This window comes from Wenzhouxiangella indolica (assembly GCF_042310355.1).
Lineage (GTDB): Bacteria > Pseudomonadota > Gammaproteobacteria > Xanthomonadales > Wenzhouxiangellaceae > Wenzhouxiangella.
In genome coordinates this window covers 35,737-55,604 of sequence record NZ_JBHJMR010000013.1, presented here as the reverse complement: position 1 = coordinate 55,604, position 19,868 = coordinate 35,737, and the positions used below count along the sequence as shown (strand labels likewise).

General features: G+C 67.5%; 13 protein-coding genes. 7 read left to right on the top strand and 6 right to left on the bottom strand.

From position 1 onward, the window contains the following. The first annotated feature begins 84 nt into the window (after nucleotides 1-84). Nucleotides 85-2,094 carry a VTT domain-containing protein gene (locus tag ACDC67_RS12885; RefSeq protein ID WP_376693749.1) on the top strand — a complete coding sequence of 670 codons (2,010 nt, stop codon included), beginning with the start codon at nucleotides 85-87 and terminating at the stop codon, nucleotides 2,092-2,094. On the opposite strand, the gene ACDC67_RS12880 is transcribed toward ACDC67_RS12885, so the two are convergent. Genes ACDC67_RS12880 through ACDC67_RS12870 form a run of 3 tightly spaced genes read right to left on the bottom strand, consistent with a single transcriptional unit; the run spans nucleotide 2,057 to nucleotide 4,502 of the window. After that, nucleotides 2,057-2,644 (bottom strand): LON peptidase substrate-binding domain-containing protein, encoded by a 588-nt coding sequence (locus ACDC67_RS12880; protein ID WP_376693748.1) that lies wholly within the window; start codon nucleotides 2,642-2,644, stop codon nucleotides 2,057-2,059. The two genes, ACDC67_RS12885 and ACDC67_RS12880, sit on opposite strands and share 38 nt — an antisense overlap. After that, on the bottom strand, nucleotides 2,641-3,999 hold the full coding sequence (gene mpl, locus ACDC67_RS12875; protein WP_376693747.1) for a UDP-N-acetylmuramate:L-alanyl-gamma-D-glutamyl-meso-diaminopimelate ligase: 1,359 nt from the start codon (nucleotides 3,997-3,999) through the stop codon (nucleotides 2,641-2,643). The genes ACDC67_RS12880 and mpl overlap by 4 nt, the downstream gene beginning before the upstream one ends. Continuing rightward, nucleotides 3,996-4,502 carry a hypothetical protein gene (locus ACDC67_RS12870; RefSeq protein WP_376693745.1) on the bottom strand — a complete coding sequence of 169 codons (507 nt, stop codon included), beginning with the start codon at nucleotides 4,500-4,502 and terminating at the stop codon, nucleotides 3,996-3,998. The genes mpl and ACDC67_RS12870 overlap by 4 nt, the downstream gene beginning before the upstream one ends. Between ACDC67_RS12870 and ACDC67_RS12865 the strand changes: the two genes are divergently transcribed. After that, entirely contained in the window at nucleotides 4,501-4,764 is a 264-nt protein-coding gene (locus ACDC67_RS12865; protein ID WP_376693743.1) for a sulfurtransferase TusA family protein, read from the top strand. The genes ACDC67_RS12870 and ACDC67_RS12865 overlap by 2 nt on opposite strands. On the opposite strand, the gene ACDC67_RS12860 is transcribed toward ACDC67_RS12865, so the two are convergent. After that, nucleotides 4,733-5,293 (bottom strand): adenylate kinase, encoded by a 561-nt coding sequence (locus ACDC67_RS12860; protein WP_376693741.1) that lies wholly within the window; start codon nucleotides 5,291-5,293, stop codon nucleotides 4,733-4,735. The genes ACDC67_RS12865 and ACDC67_RS12860 overlap by 32 nt on opposite strands. A 385-nt stretch (nucleotides 5,294-5,678) precedes the next feature. Here ACDC67_RS12860 and ACDC67_RS12855 point away from each other — a divergent pair, with 385 nt between their 5' ends. Together ACDC67_RS12855 and ACDC67_RS12850 are read left to right on the top strand one after the other, a co-directional pair. Then, complete coding sequence (locus ACDC67_RS12855; protein ID WP_376693740.1) at nucleotides 5,679-6,941, top strand: 6-phosphofructokinase; 1,263 nt, start codon at nucleotides 5,679-5,681, stop codon at nucleotides 6,939-6,941. Between the two features lie 148 nt (nucleotides 6,942-7,089). Beyond that, nucleotides 7,090-8,838, top strand: coding sequence for a phosphoenolpyruvate carboxykinase (GTP) (locus ACDC67_RS12850; protein ID WP_376693738.1), 1,749 nt, complete (start codon nucleotides 7,090-7,092; stop codon nucleotides 8,836-8,838). A 7-nt stretch (nucleotides 8,839-8,845) separates the two neighbouring features. Here ACDC67_RS12850 and ACDC67_RS12845 read toward each other — a convergent pair whose 3' ends face one another. Next, nucleotides 8,846-10,216, bottom strand: a complete 1,371-nt coding sequence (locus ACDC67_RS12845) for a 2OG-Fe(II) oxygenase (RefSeq protein ID WP_376693737.1) — start codon at nucleotides 10,214-10,216, stop codon at nucleotides 8,846-8,848. Nucleotides 10,217-10,249: 33 nt separating this feature from the next. After that, nucleotides 10,250-11,755: a tetratricopeptide repeat-containing sulfotransferase family protein gene (locus ACDC67_RS12840; RefSeq protein ID WP_376693735.1), complete on the bottom strand. Its 1,506-nt coding sequence runs from the start codon at nucleotides 11,753-11,755 to the stop codon at nucleotides 10,250-10,252. A 397-nt stretch (nucleotides 11,756-12,152) separates the two neighbouring features. Here ACDC67_RS12840 and ACDC67_RS12835 point away from each other — a divergent pair, with 397 nt between their 5' ends. The 3 genes from ACDC67_RS12835 (at nucleotide 12,153) to ACDC67_RS12825 (ending at nucleotide 19,849) form a co-directional block, all read left to right on the top strand. Further along, a complete protein-coding gene (locus ACDC67_RS12835; RefSeq protein ID WP_376693733.1) occupies nucleotides 12,153-14,762 on the top strand; it encodes a TonB-dependent receptor plug domain-containing protein in 2,610 nt (869 codons plus the stop codon). 114 nt (nucleotides 14,763-14,876) lie between these two features. Continuing rightward, nucleotides 14,877-15,815: a class I SAM-dependent methyltransferase gene (locus ACDC67_RS12830; protein ID WP_376693731.1), complete on the top strand. Its 939-nt coding sequence runs from the start codon at nucleotides 14,877-14,879 to the stop codon at nucleotides 15,813-15,815. 32 nt (nucleotides 15,816-15,847) lie between these two features. Next, the gene (locus ACDC67_RS12825) at nucleotides 15,848-19,849 is read left to right on the top strand and encodes a sensor histidine kinase (RefSeq protein ID WP_376693729.1); all 4,002 of its coding nucleotides are present in this window, start codon (nucleotides 15,848-15,850) and stop codon (nucleotides 19,847-19,849) included. Nucleotides 19,850-19,868: the final 19 nt, after the last annotated feature.

Genomic DNA, 19,868 nt, shown 5'->3' with positions numbered 1-19,868 from the left:
TCGTGTGTCCTCTAATGCGAAACTGAAAGCATATCCTAAGGAACACGGGCCGCCTTCGCACGGGCCCGTCCGCAGCCATCGGCCATGGAAACGACGCTGATCGACCGAACCTTCGAGCTGGTCCAGTCCCATTCGGGTTGGCTCATTGCCATGTCGGCGGTGTTCGCGTTCCTCGAGTCGGTGGCGCTGCTCGGCCTGCTGCTGCCGGGCGTGGTGCTGCTGTTCGTTATCGGCGCGGTCGCCAGCGGTGATCTTGCGCTGTTCATGTGGTGCTGGCTGGCGGCCTTCTTCGGCGCGCTCGGCGGCGACTGGACCAGCTACTGGATCGGCCGCCACTATCGTGAGCGTATCGATGGCTGGCCCCTGCTACGTCGTCATCCCGACCTGATGGCCCGGGTTCGCGCGGCGATGATTCGCCACGGCGGCAAGGGCGTTTTCTTCGGGCGGCTGCTCGGCCCGACCCGCCCGGTCAGCGCCTTGGTCGCGGGTGCGATGAACCTGCCACCGCGCACCATGCTGCTGGCCACCATTCCGGCCTGCGCCATATGGGTGCCGATCTACATGCTGCCAGGGCTGCTGTTCGGGGCTTCGCTCGAGCTGGCCGCGGAATTCGCCGGGCGGCTGGCCGTCGTGCTGGTCGCGCTGCTGCTGGTGCTGTGGGGTGTGGTTTGGGCGACCCGCGTGATCTATACCTATACGGCCCGGCGCAGCAGCTGGTGGCTGCGCAGCCTGATCCGCTGGTCGAGCGATCACCCCCTGATCGGCCGCTGGGTCGAGCCGCTGTTCGGAACGGGGCCCGGGCGGCGGGAGCTGCTTTCGGTGACCCTGCTCGGCTTGTTTCTGCTGGGGTGCCTGTCGGTGCTGCTTGCCGTGATCATCGCCGCGCCGTTCGCCGCCGGCACGCTGGACGCCGAGCGGCAGCTGGCTTCACTGGCGACCAGCCTGCGCAACCACGTGGCCGACCCGGTCATGATCACGATCGCCTTCGCCGGCGATCTTCGCGTGCTGGCCGTGGTTGCCGGCACGATGGCCTTGCTCATGCTGGCGCTCGGGCGCGGCAACGCCGCCGCGCACTGGCTGGCGGCCACCGCCGGCGGCTGGCTGCTCGCCGAGCTGCTCAATGCCTGGCTGGGTTTTCTCTTCCCGGCGCCCGGGGCCGCGCCCGGCTACGGCGAGGTGCCGCATCGCGGGCTGACGCTGGCCACGGTGTTGCTGGGCTTTTTCGCCGTCATGGTGGCCAAGGACCTGCGCGCGGTCCACCGCAAGTGGGCTTACCTGGTCAACACGGTGCTGCTGTCCCTGGTCGCATTCGCCAGCTTCTACCTGGGCCTGGTCACGCCGCTGGGCCTGGCCGCCGCGCTCGCCCTGGGCGGCGGCTGGCTGGCCCTGGTGGGTATCGGCTATCGGCAGCGTTCCCTGCCGCGGCGGCATCCGGGCATGCTGGCGCTGTTGTTCTACGGTTTGCTGGTCTCGGTGACGGCTTTCCAGCTCGACGGCGGCTACCAGCGGCTTGCCGACGCCACGCGGCTCGAACTGCCGCGCCAGAGCATTTCGGCCAACGCCTGGCAGGCCGGCGGCTGGCAGGACCTGCCGGCGCGGCGCTCGCGCCTGGGCCTCGCCGAGAGCCAGCGCTTCGATTTTCAGTACGCCGGCTCGCGCGCCTGGCTGGTCGAACGCCTGGCTGATTCGGGCTGGCGCAAACCGCAAGCTCGCTCGTTGCGCTGGGCGGCATTGCTCAGCGTGCGTCCGGACCCGGACCGGTTGCCGCATCTGGCGCGCGATTTCGCCGGTAAGCCCGAGAACCTGATCCTGGTCCGCGACCGCGACGACGGGCGGCGCGAGGTGCTGCGGCTTTGGGCTTCCGGCACTCGGCTTCAGCCCGGCGATATCCCGGTCTGGCTCGGGCAGGTAAGGATCGAGACGGTCGGCGAGGTTCTGGGGCTGGTCAATCGCTGGCAGGACGCGCGCGAGCCGGAAGCGGCCCTGCAGGCGCTGGAAAACGCCCTGGGCGACCGCGCCGAGATCCGCCCGGTGGGGGAGGCGAGACTGCGCCTGATCAGTCGTCTTCCTCGTCGGCATCCTCGAGCAGACTGATCAGGCCCTCGAGGCGGCTGATCGGGTCGGTCATTTCCAGCAGGGCCTGGGCGTGTTCCTCCGGCAGCGCGAGGCTGGCCGCCAGGGTGCGCCCGAGGCTGCTGGCGTCCTCGATGTCGACCTCGAAGTGCTGTGCCAGGTCGCGGTGGCGCATCAGTTCCTGCATCAGGGTCTGCAGGGCCGCGCAGCGCGGCGGCACGGGTGCGGCCGGTTCGGGCGGCAGCCAGTCGACGTCACCGATGAGCAGGCCGTCTTCGCGGGCACGGGTGGCGCGAATCAAAAAGCGCCGTTGGCCGCGGCAGGTCACCCCCAGCAGGCCGTCTTCGAGCTGGTCGAAGTCGATCATCATCGCTTCGGTGCCGATGCGCGCGTGGCTGGCGCGGTCTTCGTGCTCGGCCGGCCAGGCACAAACCACGCCGAAGCCGGTGCCGTTGCGCGCGCAATCCCGCACCATGTCGAGGTAGCGCTGCTCGAAAATGCGCAGGGTCAGCGGCGCACCCGGAAAGAGCACGGTCTTGAGGGGAAACAGGGGCAGCTGCTCGCCGCTCATGCCAGGGCCTCGAAGAAGCGCTGCGGGGCGTTCTCGAAACCGCGGTTGCTCATGAAAATGACGTGGTCGCCGGGCCGGGCCTCGGCCAGCAGGTCTTCGAGCAGGTTGTCGACGCGGCTGCGGGGGCGGCCCCGGCCGCCGGTTTTCTCGATCACCGCGTGCGGGTCCCAGTCCATGCCGTCGGAACTGCGCAGCCAGACAAAGTCGGCCGCGGTCAGGGCCGATGGCAGCTCGGCGACATGAAACCCGGCGCGCATGGTGTTGCTGGCCGGCTCGAGCGCGACGAGTATGCGCGCGTTACCCACGGCGCGACGTAGCCCCTCGAGGGTCAGGCGAATGGCCGTCGGGTGGTGGGCGAAGTCGTCGTAGACGTGGATGCCGCCGCGCTCGCCCAGGAGCTCCAGGCGCCGCTTGACGCCCTCGAAGCGCGACAGCGCCTCGATGGATTGCGCCGGCTCGACGCCGGCCGCATCGGCCGCGGCAATCGCCGCCAGGGCGTTGAGCGCATTGTGGCGCCCGGTCAGGGGCCACTCCAGCGTGCCGACCTGTTCGCCGGCCTGGCTGATCGACAGTTTGCGGCCGGCGGGATCGTCCAGACCGACCTGCCATTCGCCGGCTCCGTTCTCGCTCAGGCCGAAGCCCGAAACCGGCGTCCAGCAGCCGCGATCGAGCACGGCCTGGAGGTTCTGGTCGGCGGCGTTGACGACCAGGCGACCGTTGCCGGGAATGGTGCGCACCAGGTGGTGGAACTGCGTCTGGATGGCCGACAGGTCCGGGTAGATGTCGGCGTGATCGAATTCCAGGTTGTTGAGCACGGCGATGCGCGGGCGGTAGTGGACGAACTTGGCGCGCTTGTCGAAAAAGGCCGTGTCGTATTCATCGGCCTCGACCACGAACAGGTCCTCGCCGGTGCGCGCGGAGACGCCGAAATTGACCGGAAGGCCGCCGATGAGAAAGCCGGGCTGCTTGCCCGCATCTTCCAGGATCCAGGCCAGCATGCTCGCCGTGGTGGTCTTGCCGTGCGTGCCGGCAACCGCCAGGACGGTGCGCCGCCGCAGGTAGGTCTCCCCCAGCCAGCGCGGCCCGGAGGCAAACGGAATGTCGTTGTCGAGCACGTGCTCGATCGCCGGGTTGCCGCGGCTGAGGGCGTTGCCGATGATCACCAGGTCGACGTCGTCGGGGATGTGGGCCGGGTCGTAGCCTTCGCTGAGCGCGATGCCGAGCGACTCGAGCTGCGTGCTCATGGGCGGGTAGACGTTCTCGTCCGAACCGCTGATTTCGTGACCGTCCGAACGGGCCAGGGCGGCGAGCCCGCCCATGAACGTGCCGCAAATGCCGAGAATATGGATTTTCAAAACGGACCTGCAATCAAGGTGATGGTGTACATGGATAGCGTGAACAGTAACACCGCCACCGCCAGTCCTGCGGCAAAGGTGGTGTCGAGTGCGTGACGCCAGATATGGGCATCGACGGCAAAGGACCAGATGAACAGCACCAGGCTGGCGATGACCAGGACCGGGTCGGGTTCGCCGCCCGCGCTCGCGCTCGCGCCCAGCGGCATGGAAAGCAGCGTAATCAGGGCGCTGCTGCCGAACAGCGCGGCGAGCGTCTGACTCCAGCGGGCGGGTCGGCCGCGCAGCCCGAGTACAATGCGAACCAGGATCATCGGCAGCACAGTCGCCAGTGCCAGCGCGGCGACCGGATTGTCGGGCCCGCCTTCACCGAGCGATAGCGACATCGCGGTGGCCGCCACGTAGAAGGCCATCGCCAGGGTCAGGGGGCGGCTGCCGCCCGGCAGATCCTGCGGGCCGTTTCTGAGCATCAGGATGCCGATCAGGCGGGAGAAGAGTTCAGACATGAGCGGGCACGATACGGACGTACGGGTGGTCGACTGCCGCGGCCTGGCCTGTCCCGAGCCGGTCTGGCGAACGCGCCAGGCCATGCACGACCTCGCCGCGGGTGCGGAGCTGGAGGTGCTGGCCACCGACCCGATGGCCGAGATCGATCTCGCCGTGTTCTGCCAGCGCAGCGGTCACGAACTGCTTCATGCCGACACGCGTGATGGCGTGCTGCGGGCGCGAATCCGCGTCAGGAAAGCGCCGCGGCAAGGCGCCGATTGATCTCGTCGATCTCGCCGACGCCGTCGACACGAACCAGGATGCCCTTTTCCGCGTAGTGCTGGGAGATCGGCGCGGTCTGCTCGCGATAAACCGACAGGCGCTTGCGGATCACCGCCTCGGTGTCATCGGAGCGGCCTTCTTCTTCGGCCCGCAGGGCCAGTCGCTTGACGATCTGCTCCTCGTCGACAGTCAGCTCCAGGGCATGGTCGATGGGCTGGCCGAGCCGGTCGAGCAGCTTGTCGAGCGCTTCGGCCTGGGCCTGGTTGCGCGGGTAGCCGTCGAGAATGAAGCCCGGTTCGGCCTCCGGCTGACCCAGCTTTTCCTCGATCAGGCCCAGCATGAGCTCGTCGGATACCAGCTCCCCGGCGTCCATGGCGGCCTTGGCCTGCTTGCCGAGTTCGGTGCCTTCGGCCACCGCGGCGCGCAGCAGTTCGCCGGTGGAAATATGCACAACGCCGAGGCGCTCCTTGAGGAGGGCGGCCTGGGTGCCCTTGCCGGAACCCGGCGGGCCGAGCAATACGATACGCATGGTTTTAGGACGCTTGCGCGCGTGGTAGTGGAATCAAGCCGACAAAGCTAACCGGGAAGGGCGGGGGTGTCAAATGCAGTCGGGAAGGGGTTGTTGGGGAGTGCTCGTTTCGAGATCGTCGGCGGTAGGGGGTGTTTGCTGGTTGGCTTGTTGGCTTGTTGGCTGGTTGGCTGGTTCGGCGCCGTAGAGGATTGGTGGGCGGCTTCGCAGCGAAAGCGGGTGAACACTGACGGGCTCTCGCGTGCAGCCGGCATCGGGCCATCGCGGCAGAGCCGCCCCGCAATCCGCGCAGTTGCCGAACCAGCAAACCAGCAAACCAGCCAACAAGCGAACCAGCCAATGATTCGCTATCCTTCCCGACAGGCTTCGATCACGAGAACGCGTCATGCCCAAGAAGAACATCCTCTACGCCCAGTCCGGTGGTGTGACGCCGGTGATCAACGCCACCGCCGCGGCGGTGATCGAGACCGCGCGGGCCAACCGCGATCAAATCGGCAAGGTATATGCTGCGCGTGACGGCATCATGGGGGCGCTCGAGGAGCGGCTGATCGATACGAGCAAGCTGAAGAAATCGGAAGTGGCCGCGCTCAACCACACCCCCGGCGGCGCGTTCGGCTCCTGTCGCTACAAGCTCAAGTCGATCGAGGACAACCGGCGCGAGTACGAGCGCCTGATCGAGGTGTTCAAGGCGCACAACATCGGCTGTTTCTTCTACAACGGCGGCAACGACTCGGCCGACACCGCCTGGAAGGTCTCGCAGATCGGCGACAAGCTCGGCTTTCACGTGCAGTGCATCGGTATTCCCAAGACCATCGACAACGACCTGGCGGTGACCGACAACTGCCCCGGTTTCGGCTCGGTGGCCAAGTACGTGGCCGTGTCGATCCTGGAAGCCAGCCTGGACGTGATGGCCATGGCCTCGAGTTCGACCAAGGTGTTCATCCTGGAAGTGATGGGGCGCCATGCCGGCTGGATCGCCGCCGCCGGCGGCCTGGCCGGGAAGGAAAAGGGCGACCCACCCCAGGTCATCCTGTTTCCCGAAGTGCCGTTCGATCGCGAGAAGTTTCGCGACAAGGTCCGTCGCTCGGTGGAGGCCAACGGCTACTGCTCGATCGTCGTCTCCGAGGGTGCGCGCACGGCCGACGGACAGTTCCTGGCCGACGCCGGCAGCACCGATGCGTTCGGGCACAAGCAGCTCGGCGGCGTCGCGCCGGTGGTCGCCGGCATGGTCAAGGAGGATCTCGGCTACAAGTGCCACTGGGCGGTGAGTGACTACCTGCAGCGTTCGGCGCGGCATATCGCGTCGGCCACGGATCTCGAACACGCCCGCGCGGTGGGCAAGGCCGCCGTCGAGCTGGCGATTGCCGGCGAGTCGGGGGTGATGCCCGTGATCAAGCGCAGCAGCGACAAGCCCTACCGCTGGAAGATCGAGCCGGCGCCGCTGTCGCGCATCGCCAACCACGAAAAGAAGATGCCGAAAAAGTTCATCGCCGCCGACGGCTTCGGCATCACGCCGAGTTGCCGTGCCTATCTCGAGCCGCTGATCCGCGGCGAGGCCTATCCGGCCTACGGCAAGGACGGACTGCCGCAGTACGTTCGCCCCGACTTCAGCTATGTCGAGCGCAAGCTCGCGCCCTTCGATCTGTGATGGGCGAGGCGGGCAGGGCATCGGGGTATTGGCAGAGCCTTGGCCAGCCGGGACGATCATTGGAAAATCCAATCCGGATTGATTGATTCCCGCCCCCTGAGGGGCTAACCTGCCCGACCTTGATCACTCGCACAAAAGCGGCGCGCGCATGTCTTCCAAACTGCAGATTCTCAACGACTGGGTCGACGAAGTCGCAACCCATGCCCGGGCGTCCCGGATTCACTGGTGCGACGGTTCCGCGGCCGAGAATGAACGGCTGATCGGGACCATGCTCGAAGCCGGCGATCTCGAACGGCTCAACCCCGAGACCCACCCGGATTGCTACCTGCATCGCTCCGACCCGGCCGACGTCGCGCGGGTCGAGCATCTCACCTACGTTTGCACCGCGCGCGAGGAAGACGCCGGGCCCAACAACAACTGGATGGCGCCGGCCGAAGCCCATGCGCTGATGAAAGGCCTGTTCGCCGGCTGCATGGAAGGCCGCACGCTGTATGTCGTGCCCTACTGCATGGGCCCGATCGACTCACCCTTCTCGCGCTGCGGCGTGGAGATCACCGACAGCCCCTACGTGGTCGCCAACATGCGCCTGATGACGCGCATGGGCAGCGAAGCCCTGGCGCGCATCGAGCGCGACGGCAGCTTCGTCAAGGGCCTGCATTCGACCGGCGACCTCGATCCGGACCGCCGCTACATCGTCCACTTTCCCGAAGAGCTCAGCATCCAGAGCTTCGGCTCGGGTTACGGTGGCAACGCCCTGTTGGGCAAGAAGTGCCACGCGCTGCGCATCGCCAGCTACCAGGCGCGCACCGAGGGCTGGCTGGCCGAGCACATGCTGATCGTCGGCATCGAGAACCCCGAGGGCGAGGTCCGCTACGTCGCCGGCGCCTTCCCCTCGGCCTGCGGCAAGACCAACCTGGCCATGCTGATTCCGCCCGAGGCCTACCGCGAGGCCGGCTGGAAGGTGTGGACGGTGGGTGACGATATCTGCTGGCTGCACCCCGGCGAGGACGGCCGGCTGTGGGCGATCAACCCGGAAGCCGGTTTCTTCGGCGTCGCGCCGGGCACGGGCGCGAAGACCAACCCCAACGCCCTGGCCATGCTCGACCGCGAGACGATCTTCACCAACGTCGCGGTCACCGAGGACAACCAGCCCTGGTGGGAAGGCCTGGGCGAGGGCAAGCCGGCGAAGGACTGGCGCGGCCGTCCCTTCGACCCCAAGCACGGCCCGGCGGCACATCCGAATTCGCGCTTTACCGTGGCGATCGATCGCTGCCCGAGCTATTCCGATCAGGCCGACAATCCCGACGGCGTGCCGATCGACGCCATCATTTTCGGCGGCCGGCGCGCCAGCCTGGCGCCGCTGGTGCTCGAGGCGCGCGACTGGACCCACGGCGTGCTGGTCGGCGCTGGCATGGCCTCGGAGACCACGGCCGCGGCCACCGGCCAGGTCGGCATCGTGCGGCGCGACCCCATGGCCATGAAGCCCTTCTGTGGATACCACTTCGCCGACTACTGGGCCCACTGGCTCGATGTTGGCGGCAAGCTGACAAAGCCGCCGCGGATCTTCCAGGTCAACTGGTTCCGCCGCGACGGTGACGGCAAGTTCATCTGGCCGGGCTTCGGCGACAACATGCGCGTGCTCGAGTGGATCATGGCGCGCTGCCGCGACGAGGCCGATGTGGTCGACACGCCGGTGGGCGGCCTGCCCGATCCCGCCGCGATCAATCTCGACGGCCTCGACGAGCAGCCCGACATGGAAGAGCTGCTGCGGGTCGATCCGGTCGAATGGCGGGAAGAAGTCGCGGCGATCGGCCGGCACCTGGAAGCCTTCGGGCCGCGCGTGCCCTCGGCGCTGCACGAGGCCCTGGGGCGTATTCGCGAGGAACTGGTGCGCTAGGACGGACCTACTCGGGCGTGCTCGAGCCCGGTTCGGGCCTTCCGGCGCCGCGTTCGGCAACGAAGGGCCGCTCCCTGATCCAGCGCGTGGCCAGCCATTTTTCACCCGCGGTGACCGGCAGGCCGGCATGCAGGGTGCGCGGCTCGATCCCACCCGCTTCGTCGACGTTGCGGAAGGCCAGCACGCTGCCTGGGTCCGGCGCAACCTCGATGTCGAGATCCGGAAACGCCGTGGCGCCGCCGCCGGCGACGGCGTTGAGATAGGTCAGCAGCGTCCAGGTGCGCTGGCCGCCCTGGCGCAGGGCCGTTTGCGAGCCCGGCCTGTCCGGGTCGAAATAGTCGTAGTGCGGCTGGTACTCGCTGCCCGGCGTGTACTGCAGGATGATCAGCGGCTCGCCGTTTTCCATCGGGATGCCCATCGCCTCGTGCAGCCGCTCGAGCAGGTGCCAGGCCGTCACGTCGAGCAGTTCCGGCAGCAGGCAGGTCTCGCCGCTGGTGCGAATGCGGGAGCGGTCGACCGACCCGGTATCGCTGAGGACCCTCGAAGGCTCGATCATTGGCCGGGCGCGGGCGATCAGGTGTGCCCTGGCGTCCACCGGTACGAAATCGTGCAGCACCTCGATCCGGGGTGCCTCGCTCAGCACCTCACGCCTCGTGCGGGGCGCTTGCGCCGCGGCAGCCGGGTCGACCTGTAGCCCGAGCGCCCGGCCGGCATCGGCGCCTTCGTCGGCCAGTTCGTCGCGCAACTCCGCCGCCATGGGGAAGTCGGAGCGGGCGGCCTTGTCCAGGCAGGCCCGGGCCAGCGCCGGGTCGGCGCTGACGTGCCGGCCCTGCGCCAGCCAGACGCCGAGCGTGAACCAGCCGCGCGGCATGCCCGCCTCGGCGGCCAGCTGCCAGGCCTTCAGGGCGCGCGCCGGGTTGCGCGCCAGGCCCAGGCCGTGCTCCAGGCACCAGGCGGCATCGTTGAGCGCCAGCATATGCCCGCGTCGGGCCGCGGTCTCGATCAGGCCGGCGCCGCCCTGCCTGTCGGCCGGCACGCCACAGCCGGTCAGCTTGAGCGTGCCGAGCCGGTAGGCGGCCTCGACGGAATCGTCGGCGTGGGCGGATTCGAGCAGTTCAACGGCGCGTTCGAGGTCGAAGGCGCCTTCCCGGCCCTCGCACTGCCCGCTCAGGCACATCGTGCCGAGGGCCGCGCGCGCCTCGGCCACGCCCTGCCGCTGCGCGCGGTCGAGCCAGTCCCAGGCCCGAGCCGGATCCGGCCGACCCGTATCGCCGTAGAGCCAGGCCAGGCCGAGGCTGAATTGGGCTTGTGCCACGCCGGCCTCGGCCGCCTGCGTCATTCTTTCCAGGTCCGGGCCCGGGGGTGTGTTCGTGCTCATGTCCGCCATGATAGCCGTCGCCGCGCAGGCGGCTCAATCGTCAAGTGTGGGGGCGTCTTCGCTGCCGAAGGCGTTCAGCAACGGATCGATATGCGGTTCGAAATTGCGCCAGCGTCCCATGCTGGAGCGATAAATCGGCTGGCGCACCTGCCAGCGGCTGGGGGTGGCGACTTCGCCGCCGCGGTCATGGAAGTCCAGGCAGGCGTCGTCCCAGGGCATGCCGATCCACTCGAGCAGGGGTTCGAGCGTTTCGGCGGGTGCATCGACCAGGTCTTCGTAGCGCACGCAGCGCACCCGGTTCGGCAGCGTTTGCTGCCAGTGCGAGATCAAGCGCCGGTACTGGTGATGGAAAAACACCAGGTCGTCGAGGTCGGTGGCGAACGCCTGGTCGGGGGCGAAGTTCTCCGAGTAGATCGACAGGCAGACGTCGCGAGGATCGCGTTCGCACACGATGATGCGCGAGTGGTTCAATAACAGTGAAATCAGGCCGGCCTGGAAGAAGTTCAGGGGCGCCTTGTCGATGCTGAACCGGGCGCGCGAGCTCGATCGCAGGTCCAACTCCTTGTAGTAGAAGTCGGCCATCCCCTGCAGTAATGCCGGTGAGTACACATCGTCGATGGCGCCGGCTCCGGCCGGCCAGGTCGGCGCATGGCGCTCGAGCTGGCGGGCGATCTGGCCCATGGTCGGCAGTTCGCCGTAGCCGATGGCGTCGGGATGGGCGCCGATCATGCGCTCGAGCAGGGTCGTGCCGCTTCGCGGCATGCCGACGATGAACAGGGGGATCCGGTCGGAGGCGCCGAGCGCCGGTGGGCGGGCCAGCAAGTCCGGGCTGTAGCGCTGAATCTGGCGGTCGGCATGCAGGCGGGCCGCATCATGGTCGAGGCCGCCGCTTTGCCGCCGCCGCAATTCGTTGGCCCGGCGCCAGGCGTGGAAAGCTCCGTCGAAGTCGCCGCGCCTTTCCAGCGCGCGCCCCAGGCTGTAGCCGAGTACGGCCCGCTCGTCGGCATCGAGCTGGCTCGCGGCCAGCATGCGTTGGGCCTGGTCGAGCCACGCTTCGCTGATCTCGTCACGGGCGACGCGCAGCAGCCCGCCCATGGCCGCCGGCCAGCCGGGCTGGCAGGCCAGCGCGTGGCGGTAGGCGTCGATCGCGCCCTCGCGCTGGCCGGCGTCCTCGCGGGCCTGGGCCAGCAGCAGCTGCAGGCGCGGATTCGCGCGATCCCGGGCGGCCTCGCGATCGAGGATGGCCAGCGAACGCTCCGGGCGGCCGAGCTCGAAGAAGAGTTCCGCAATGCGTGCGCTCGCCTGCCAGGGGCGGGGCTGGATCCCGCCGGCTCGCCCAAGCGATCGCAATGCCTGCTCGCCGTCGCCGAGCGCGTGATCGATCTCGGCCAGGCGCAGCCACAGGCCGGCATCCTCGTTGCGGCGCGCGAGTTCCCAGAACGTCTCGCGCGCGCCCGCGAGGTCGCCCTGGCGCAGGCGAAACTCGGCCTGCTGGGCCAGCTGATGATCGGTCGATTCCGAATGGGGCGGGTTGTGCACGAAGCCTGCCTCGGGGTCGGGGAATAATGGTGAGACCGGCGAGCCGGTGCTTGATCGGGAAGGATACCAGCCTTCGAATCGTTCGCGGCGGGGCCCTGGCCGGGGCCGGTGGCGCGCGTCGAAAAGAGCCGTCAAGCGCGGCCGGGGAGTGCTCTCGGTCGTCCGGAAGCCCCGCCATCAAAGGCCTTTCGGGGCGAACTGCGGCGCTTTACACGGAATTAACAAGACCCTTTTCATTGGCGATCGAAGGTGCTAGTATCGGCGCTGAGTCGGAGGCCGGGTCAGTCGGGCCGTGCGTCAGCGCGCCTGATTTGGCAAGGGTTTCCGCTCCGACACATTGCTGTCGATACTAGTATCGAATGCTCAACCAGAAATCAAAAGACAAATGGAGAGTCTGATGAAGCACAACCGTAACCAACTTGCCAAGGCAATCAACTACGCCCTCGGGGCGGGTATGATCGCCGGCCTGGCAATGACCGCCGCGCCGGTCGCTGCCCAGGACGACGAAGAGGCAGCAGACCTCGACCGCGTCCAGGTCACCGGTTCGCGCATTCAGCGCGCCGACGTGGAAGGTGCCCTTCCCGTTACCGTGATCGACCGCGAAGCGATCGAGCTGTCGGGTGAAACCTCGATCGCCGACCTGCTCCGCAACACCACCTTCAACTCGTTCGGTTCCTTCCGTCCGCAGTCCGGTTCCTCGGCCCAGAACTTCGGCTCGATCTCGTTGCGTGGCCTGGGTAGCAACCGTACCCTGGTCCTGATCGACGGCCGTCGCTTCCCGAAGAGCCCGTTCTCGGGTACTGGCCAGGACATCAACGCCATCCCGATCGGTGCTGTCGAGCGTATTGAAATCCTGTCCGATGGTGCCTCGGCCGTTTACGGTTCCGACGCGATCGGCGGCGTGATCAACGTCATCACGCGCAAGGACTACGAAGGCGCCCAGGTCAGCTACACCTACAGCAACCCGGAACGCGATGGCGGCAAGCAGCGCGCCGGTCACGCCATGGTGGGTATCCAGGGCGACCGCGGCCGCATGCTGGCCGTTGCCTCGAAGAACTCGCGCAGCATGATCTTTGCCAACCAGCGTCCCTGGTCGGAATCGACCGTCGCCAACCCGTTCTCGCAGTCGAACAACCTCAGCCCCTACGGTAACAACTGGGTGCTGCAGGACGGCCCGAACGCCGGCCAGGTCAACTCCCCCGACGGCGCCTGTGAGTCGCTCTCGCCGAACCTGCATCGTCTGACCGACGACACGTTCTGGGGCGGCGAAGGCTGCTTCTACGACTTCACCACCGAGTCGGCCGACGAAGCGACCATCAGCAACCAGTCGCTGCACGTCACGGGTGACTACCAGGTCAACGACGACTGGCGCGCCTACACCCGTATGGAGAACACCCGCACCTTCTCCTTCGGTCGCTACGCGCCGCTGCCGGACTTCGCCGTTGTCTCCGCCGATTCCCCGGCCAACCCGTACGACTACCCGGCGGTTCTTTACCACCGCTTCCAGGCGCTGGGCCCGCGTGACTCGGAAGTCGAGTCCAACGTGCACTCCGGTCTGCTCGGCTTCGAAGGCCGCGTCGGCGGTGTCGACCTCGACTTCGGCGTCAACTACAGCCGCTACAAGGGTTACGACATTGGCCGTAACTACGGCATGCGCTCGAACATGCAGGCCGCCCTCGACGACGGCAGCTATGATCCGACCGATCCGTTCGGCGCCTCCGATGACACCCTCAACGGCATGCGCGTGACCATTTCGCGCGTCTCGGAATTCGAAATCAAGGAATTCTACGGCAGCGCCGGCATGGACATCGCCGAAATCGGCGGCGGCTGGATTCAGGCCGTGGTCGGTGCCGAGTACCGCGAAGAAGCCTTCTCCGACCAGTACGACTCGCTGTCGGAAGCCGGCCTGGTCGGCGGTTCTGCCGGCAACAGCTCGTCGGGTGAACGTGACGTCTCCGCCCTCTATACCGAGTGGCTGTTCCCGGTCATGGACAACCTCGAAGTGACCGCCGCGGTTCGTTACGATGACTACTCCGACTACGGTGACGACATCAGCCCGAAGGTGGCCCTGCGCTACCAGCCGACGGATTCCATCACGCTGCGTGCCAGCTATGCCGAGGGCTACGCGGCTCCGGACCTGACGCTGATCAACGCCAAGCCGGCCTTCTCGGCTGAGTTCGTGCGCGACTTCCCCCGCTGTGAGCAGCTGGGCGTTCCGCAGAACGACTGCCCGGAAATCCAGACCGACGCCTTCCAGATCGGTAACCCCGACCTGGATTCGGAAAACTCGAAGGGCTATGCGGCCGGTATCGGCTTCCAGGCCACCGAATGGCTGAGCGGCTCGGTTGACTTCTACCGCATCGAGATCGACAACATCATCCGTTCGATCGGTGCCCAGGAGCTCATCAACCTCGAGTTTGAAGGCCGCGCCTTCCCGCCGGGGCTGGGTGTTTACCGTGACGACAGCGGTGGTATCGACGAAGTCATCTTTGGCCCGGCCAACGAAGGCGACCTGACAACCCAGGGTATCGACTTCAACCTGCGTGCCAACTTCGACTTCGGCGATGCCGGCATGCTGCGTTCGAACCTGCAGGTTGGTTATGTCGACGAGTGGGAGATCGAGTCCGAGCTGGATGACGACATCCCGAGCCCCGAGACGGTGGGTACCCGAGGCACGCCGCAGTATCGCGCGAACCTCGACAACACCTACTCGTTCGGTGACTTCCGGTTTGCGTGGAACATCCACCACACCGACAGCACCTCGGAGCAGGTTGTCCTCAACGACGACTCGTCCGCTCGCATCGAGCAGGGCCACATCGGTTCGTGGACGCGTCACGACGTCAGCGCCACCTGGTTCACCCCGTGGAACAGCGAGCTGACCCTGCTGGTGCGTAACGTTGCCGACCGCAACCCGCCGCAGTCGTCCTTCTTCTCGCGCAGCTACGCGTTCGATTACTCGGACGGCTGGGGACGTATCCCGTACATCCGGTACACCCAGAACTTCTGATCACCTGATCGGAAACGAGAAGTCGACATTGTGTCGAGGAAAGGCCCGGGACTCCCGGGCCTTTCTTTTTCCAGCCGGGGGTAAACTACGCCCTGGTTCATCCAATGCCTTCCCATGCCCGACTACAGCCACTGGAGCCGATACTGGTCACGCGGCTGCCTGACTTCCCTGCCGCAGGACTTTTCCCGCAACTACGACGGTGAAGTTGCGGCGTTCTGGTCGCGTCAGTTCGATGCACTCGACGCCGGCGCCGAGTTGCTGGATGTGTGCACCGGCAATGGTGCGCTGGCGCTTCTGGCGGCAGCTTACTCTCGCCGCGTGCCCAAGGCCCTTGCCGTTACCGCCATCGATGCCGCCCGCGTCGATCCGCAGGCGGTAAGCCGCGCCCATCCCGATGCGGCGAGCTTGATGGACGATATCCGCTTCGTCGACCAGACCCCCTTTGAGCAATGCAGCCTGCCGTCGGGCGCCTATGACCTCGTCATGAGCCAGTACGGGATCGAGTATTGCGACTGGTCGAGTGCCGCAACGCGCGTGCATGAATTGCTGCGTCCGGGTGGGCGCCTGGTGATCGTCGCGCACGCGTCCGAATCGGACATGATCCGAACCATGCAGCGCGAGGCCGGCGAGTTTGCCGTGCTGGACGAGCTGCGGCTGTTCGATGTGCTGGGCGAGTTCGCCGGCGCCAGCATGACGCCCGCGCAGCTTCACGAGGCGCTCGAGCGGATCGGTCCCGCCCTTTTCCAGCGCCATCGCCAGTCCGCCTCGGAACTGTTCCGCTATGTCCTGGGCCTGGCCGATCAGCTGCTGAGCCTGCGCGGCGAGCCCCTGGCCGGCCGCCGTTCGGCCGTCGCCGACACGCTGGCCGAGCTGCTGGCCGCCCGCGGCCGGCTGCAGGACATGCTTCGCGTCAACGAGGCCATCGCGGCGCGGCCGGACTGGACCCGCGAATTCGAGCGCGCGGGTCTCGAGCGCATCGATTCCGGCAAGCTGCTCTACGGCGATCACCACCACATGGGTACCTGGCACCACCTGGAAAAGCCCTTGACTTGACTTTCCGGGTCCAATGTTGATGATCTGGAGGCATGTTGGCAGAGGGTGCCAAGTCAGTTGTGGCCGTTGGCGCCGGGCGCCGGCGTCATCCGCTGTGTTGCCTGGTCGTGCTGGCCATCATCCTGGTTTCCGGGGCGGCGAGGGGATCTGACCAGGGCCCGGTCTTTCGCACCCTCAGCGTCAACGAGGGTCTGCCCGATCGGCAGGTCGAGGACATCGTTCAGGACGCGCGCGGCTTCATCTGGATCGGGACTCGCGGTGGCCTGGTCCGTCACGAAGGTGCGCGCATGCGCATCATTCCGAGCGATCCGCAAACACCCGACCCGCTGCCTGGTCGCAACATCATGTCCCTGATGGCCCACAGCGACGGCAGTGTCTGGGCGGCCGTGGAGGACCGCGGCGTGGTCCAGATTGCCCCCGACCTGGAGCCGGTCCGCCACCTGGAGCCGAGCAAGCGCGGCGGTCGCCTGCCGGCCGGCAATATCTGGTCCATGACCGAGGACTGCCGGGGGCGCACCTGGATGGCCTTCATGCGCGGCGGTGTCGCCGTTTACGATCCATCCGACGATTCCCTCGAGACCTTCGCCCAGGCGGCGGAGGACGGGCTCGATCCGGGCGGCTTCCAGGTTCATCTTGAACGCGACTCGAGCTGCCGAGTCTGGCTCGTTCAGACCGGCCAGATTTCCGTGTTCGACGAGCGCGCCGAACGCTTCACCCCGATCCGCCGCCTCGAGGAAGGCCGGTTCGCGATCAGCCTGGCCGAGGCGAACGGCCGTATCTATTTCAACGAAGGCGGTGCCCTCATGGATCTCGGTCCGAGCGACGTGGCGCCGCAGGCCGAAGCACGGCGGGTCGCCCGGGTCGACGGCACGATCACGGGGATCGCGCCCGATCCCCAGTCGGACCAGATCATCGTCGCCACGACCAAGGGGCTCCACCGCTACCGTACGGGAGAAGATGACTGGAGCAGCGTGATTCGGCACGTTCCGGGGCTCGACAACGGCCTGCCCTCGAATGCCGTCGACGGGCTGCTGTTCGACCGCGAAGGCGGACTGTGGCTGACCACGACCCGCAGTGGTGCGGCGTACCTGCCGCCCGGCTTTTCCGCATTCGAGCGCTACCAGCCGGTGCCCGGAGATACCGAAGGCGCGCGCTTGACGATCGATCCGGTCACCAGCCTCGACTGGGACGGCCGCGCCGGGGGCTTCTGGGTCGGCGGCTTGCGCGGGCAGCTCGAATTCCTGCCGGGTCGGGGCGGGGGCGAATCCGGGCCCGTCATTCCGCAGGCGGCCCGCGAGGCGCTCGCCGGCGCCAATGTCCTGGAGGTGTGGCGTGAGGCCGACCTGCTCTACGTGACCACCCAGACATCGGTGGTGCGCATCGAGCTGGGCCCCGACGGCCGGCACGACGTTCTTGTGCACCGCAAGGAACTCGACTCCGGCACTTTCGCCTTTCTGCGTCGCAAGGACGAAGACCGCCTGTGGCTCGCCACCCGGGACGCCGGTTTGCTGCTCATCGACGAGCACAGCGGCGAGCGTGAGCGCTTCCATGCCGCGGGCGAGGGGCGAAATCATCTGCCCGAATCCGCCGGTCGCGAGCTGATGCGGGGCCCCGGCGGGCGCTGGTGGCTGCTTGCTTCCGGGGGGCTGTATCGATGGGACGACTCGCGCGGGTTCGTCCGGCAGCCCGTCGATCATTCCCAGCCCCTGGCTTCGGCGGCCTGGCGCGACGATGAACTTTGGCTCGCGACCGACGAATCCCTCGAGCTCTGGCGTGACCGCGGCGAAGGCCTGAGCCGGGTCGAGGCGATCAACCTTTCCGACCGGCTGCCGCCGGGGCGCTTGATCAACGTCCTGCCCGACGGTCACGGCGATATCTGGCTGACGCGAACCAGCGGCCTGTCGCGTTTCCGTCCGGCGGACGGGAGCCTGCGGCATTTTTCACGCCGTGACGGCCTGGCCCCGGTCGAGTTCGGTGAAAATACCGCCCAGCCCCTGCCGGACGGTCGCCTGGCCTTCGCCGGCCTGGGCGGTATCGTCGCGGTCGACCCGGACGCCGTCAGCGGCGTATCCGTGGCGCCCCGTGTGCACCTGTCGCGCGTACAGGCCGGCGATCGCAGCATCGCACTCGGACCCGGAACCTCGCCGCAGATCGAACTCGATCACGACAACAACAGCGTGTTCGTCGACTTCCTGGCCACCACCTACCTGGCGCACGAGCGCACCCGCTATCGCATCAAGCTGGAAGGCTGGGACAACGAATGGATCGACCTCATCGGCCAGACCCGGCACTACTACTCGAGCCTGCCGCCGGGCGACTATCGTTTCAGCGTTCAAGCCGCCGCGCCGGACGGCCCCTGGAGTGAACGAGGCGACGCCGTGGCCATCAAGATTCGCCAGCCCCCCTGGCTCAGCGGCTGGGCGCTGGCGGCCTACGGCCTGTTCGCGGTGACGGGCGCCGGCGTCGGCCTGCGCGGCTACCGTCGCGCCAACCGGCGGCGCCGGGACATGCGCGAGGCGAGGCAGAAACGCGCGCTGGCCGAAGAGCAGCGCCTGATCATCACGCGACTCAATCGCAGCCTGGAGCCGATTTCCCTGGCCGAGACCATCGCCACCGAGATCGTGCACGTGACCGGGGGCCGCGTCGCCTGGCTGGGCTATCTCGAGAGTCACCTTCCGCGCGAACTGGTGTGCTCCGATCCCGAGGCGCCGCAGCTTGCGCGGGCGCAGTGGCGCCAGCGGCTCGAACAAGCCGATGGCGCGCGGGATCTCGCCGTGGCCCTGCAGGTGGGGCAGCGCGAGGTTGCCCGGGTGCTGGTCGAGCGGCCGAGGGTCGAGACCTCGAGCGCTGTCCGCGAACGCTTGCGGCTGCTGGAGGAAATGGCCGGCCAGGCGCTCCACAACGCCCTTTTGCTGCAGCGCGTGCGCTCACTGGCCGAGCGCGCCGAGCAGGCCAGCAACGCCAAGTCGGAGTTCCTGGCGACGATGAGCCACGAAATCCGCACCCCCTTGCACGGCGTTCTGGGCATGGTCGAGTTGCTCTACGAAACCGAAACCGAGCCCGGCCAGCAGGACATCCTCGATACGCTTCGCCAGTCCGGCCTCCAGCTTCAGCGGATCATCGACGACGTGCTCGATATCTCGCGAATCGAGGCCGGCCGGATGAGCCTCAACGCTCAGCCCTTCGACCTGACGGCCATGCTCGAACAGGTCGTGGACCTGCATGCGCCCAACGCCGCGAAGAAGGGCCTGGATCTTCGCCTGCGCCTGTCGGCTGACCTGCCGCTGTCGGCCACCGGCGACAGCGACCGCATCAGCCAGGTGCTGGGCAACCTGCTGAGCAATGCGGTGAAGTTCACTGATCGCGGCGGCATCGAGATGAGCGCCGAGATCGGGCGCGACGGGCAGCTGGTCGTCGTCGTTTCCGACTCCGGGCCCGGAATCGGCGAGCGCGACCGCAAGCGGCTGTTCGAACCCTTCACCCAGCTCGACGCCTCGATTACCCGGTCCTACAGCGGCTCGGGCCTGGGCCTGGCGATCTGCCGCAAGCTGGTCGATGCCATGGCGGGCAAGCTCGACCTGATCGAGAGCTGCCACGGCGGCAGCCGCTTCCGCGTTCGTCTGCCCGTGCTCGACCACGGCGACGAATCGATGGCCGGCAGCCTGTCCGGCTTGCTCGAGGGCCAGACCGTCTGTGCCCGGGTTCCGCCGCCGACCATGCGCGTTCTTCGCCGCCTTGCCGGGCGATGGGGCATTCGCCTGCTCGATGGGCGTGATGCGCCGCGCGACTGCGACCTGTTGCTGGTCGACCCCTCGACCCTGGACGAGAGCGATGCCGAGCGGCTCGATCAGTGGCGCCGCGGTGCCGGGGCCCTGGCCTGGCTGCAGTCGCCGTTTCCCTCGCGCGCCGGGCCACCGCCGCTGCTGCCGCAGGGGGCGCAGTTCCTGCGCTGGCCGCTGGTCGAGAGTCGCTTCGTCGGGCTGCTGTTCGACCTGCGTATCGCAGGCGATGACGGTGCCGATCCGAGCGGGTAAACTGGACGCCTGACTTCTC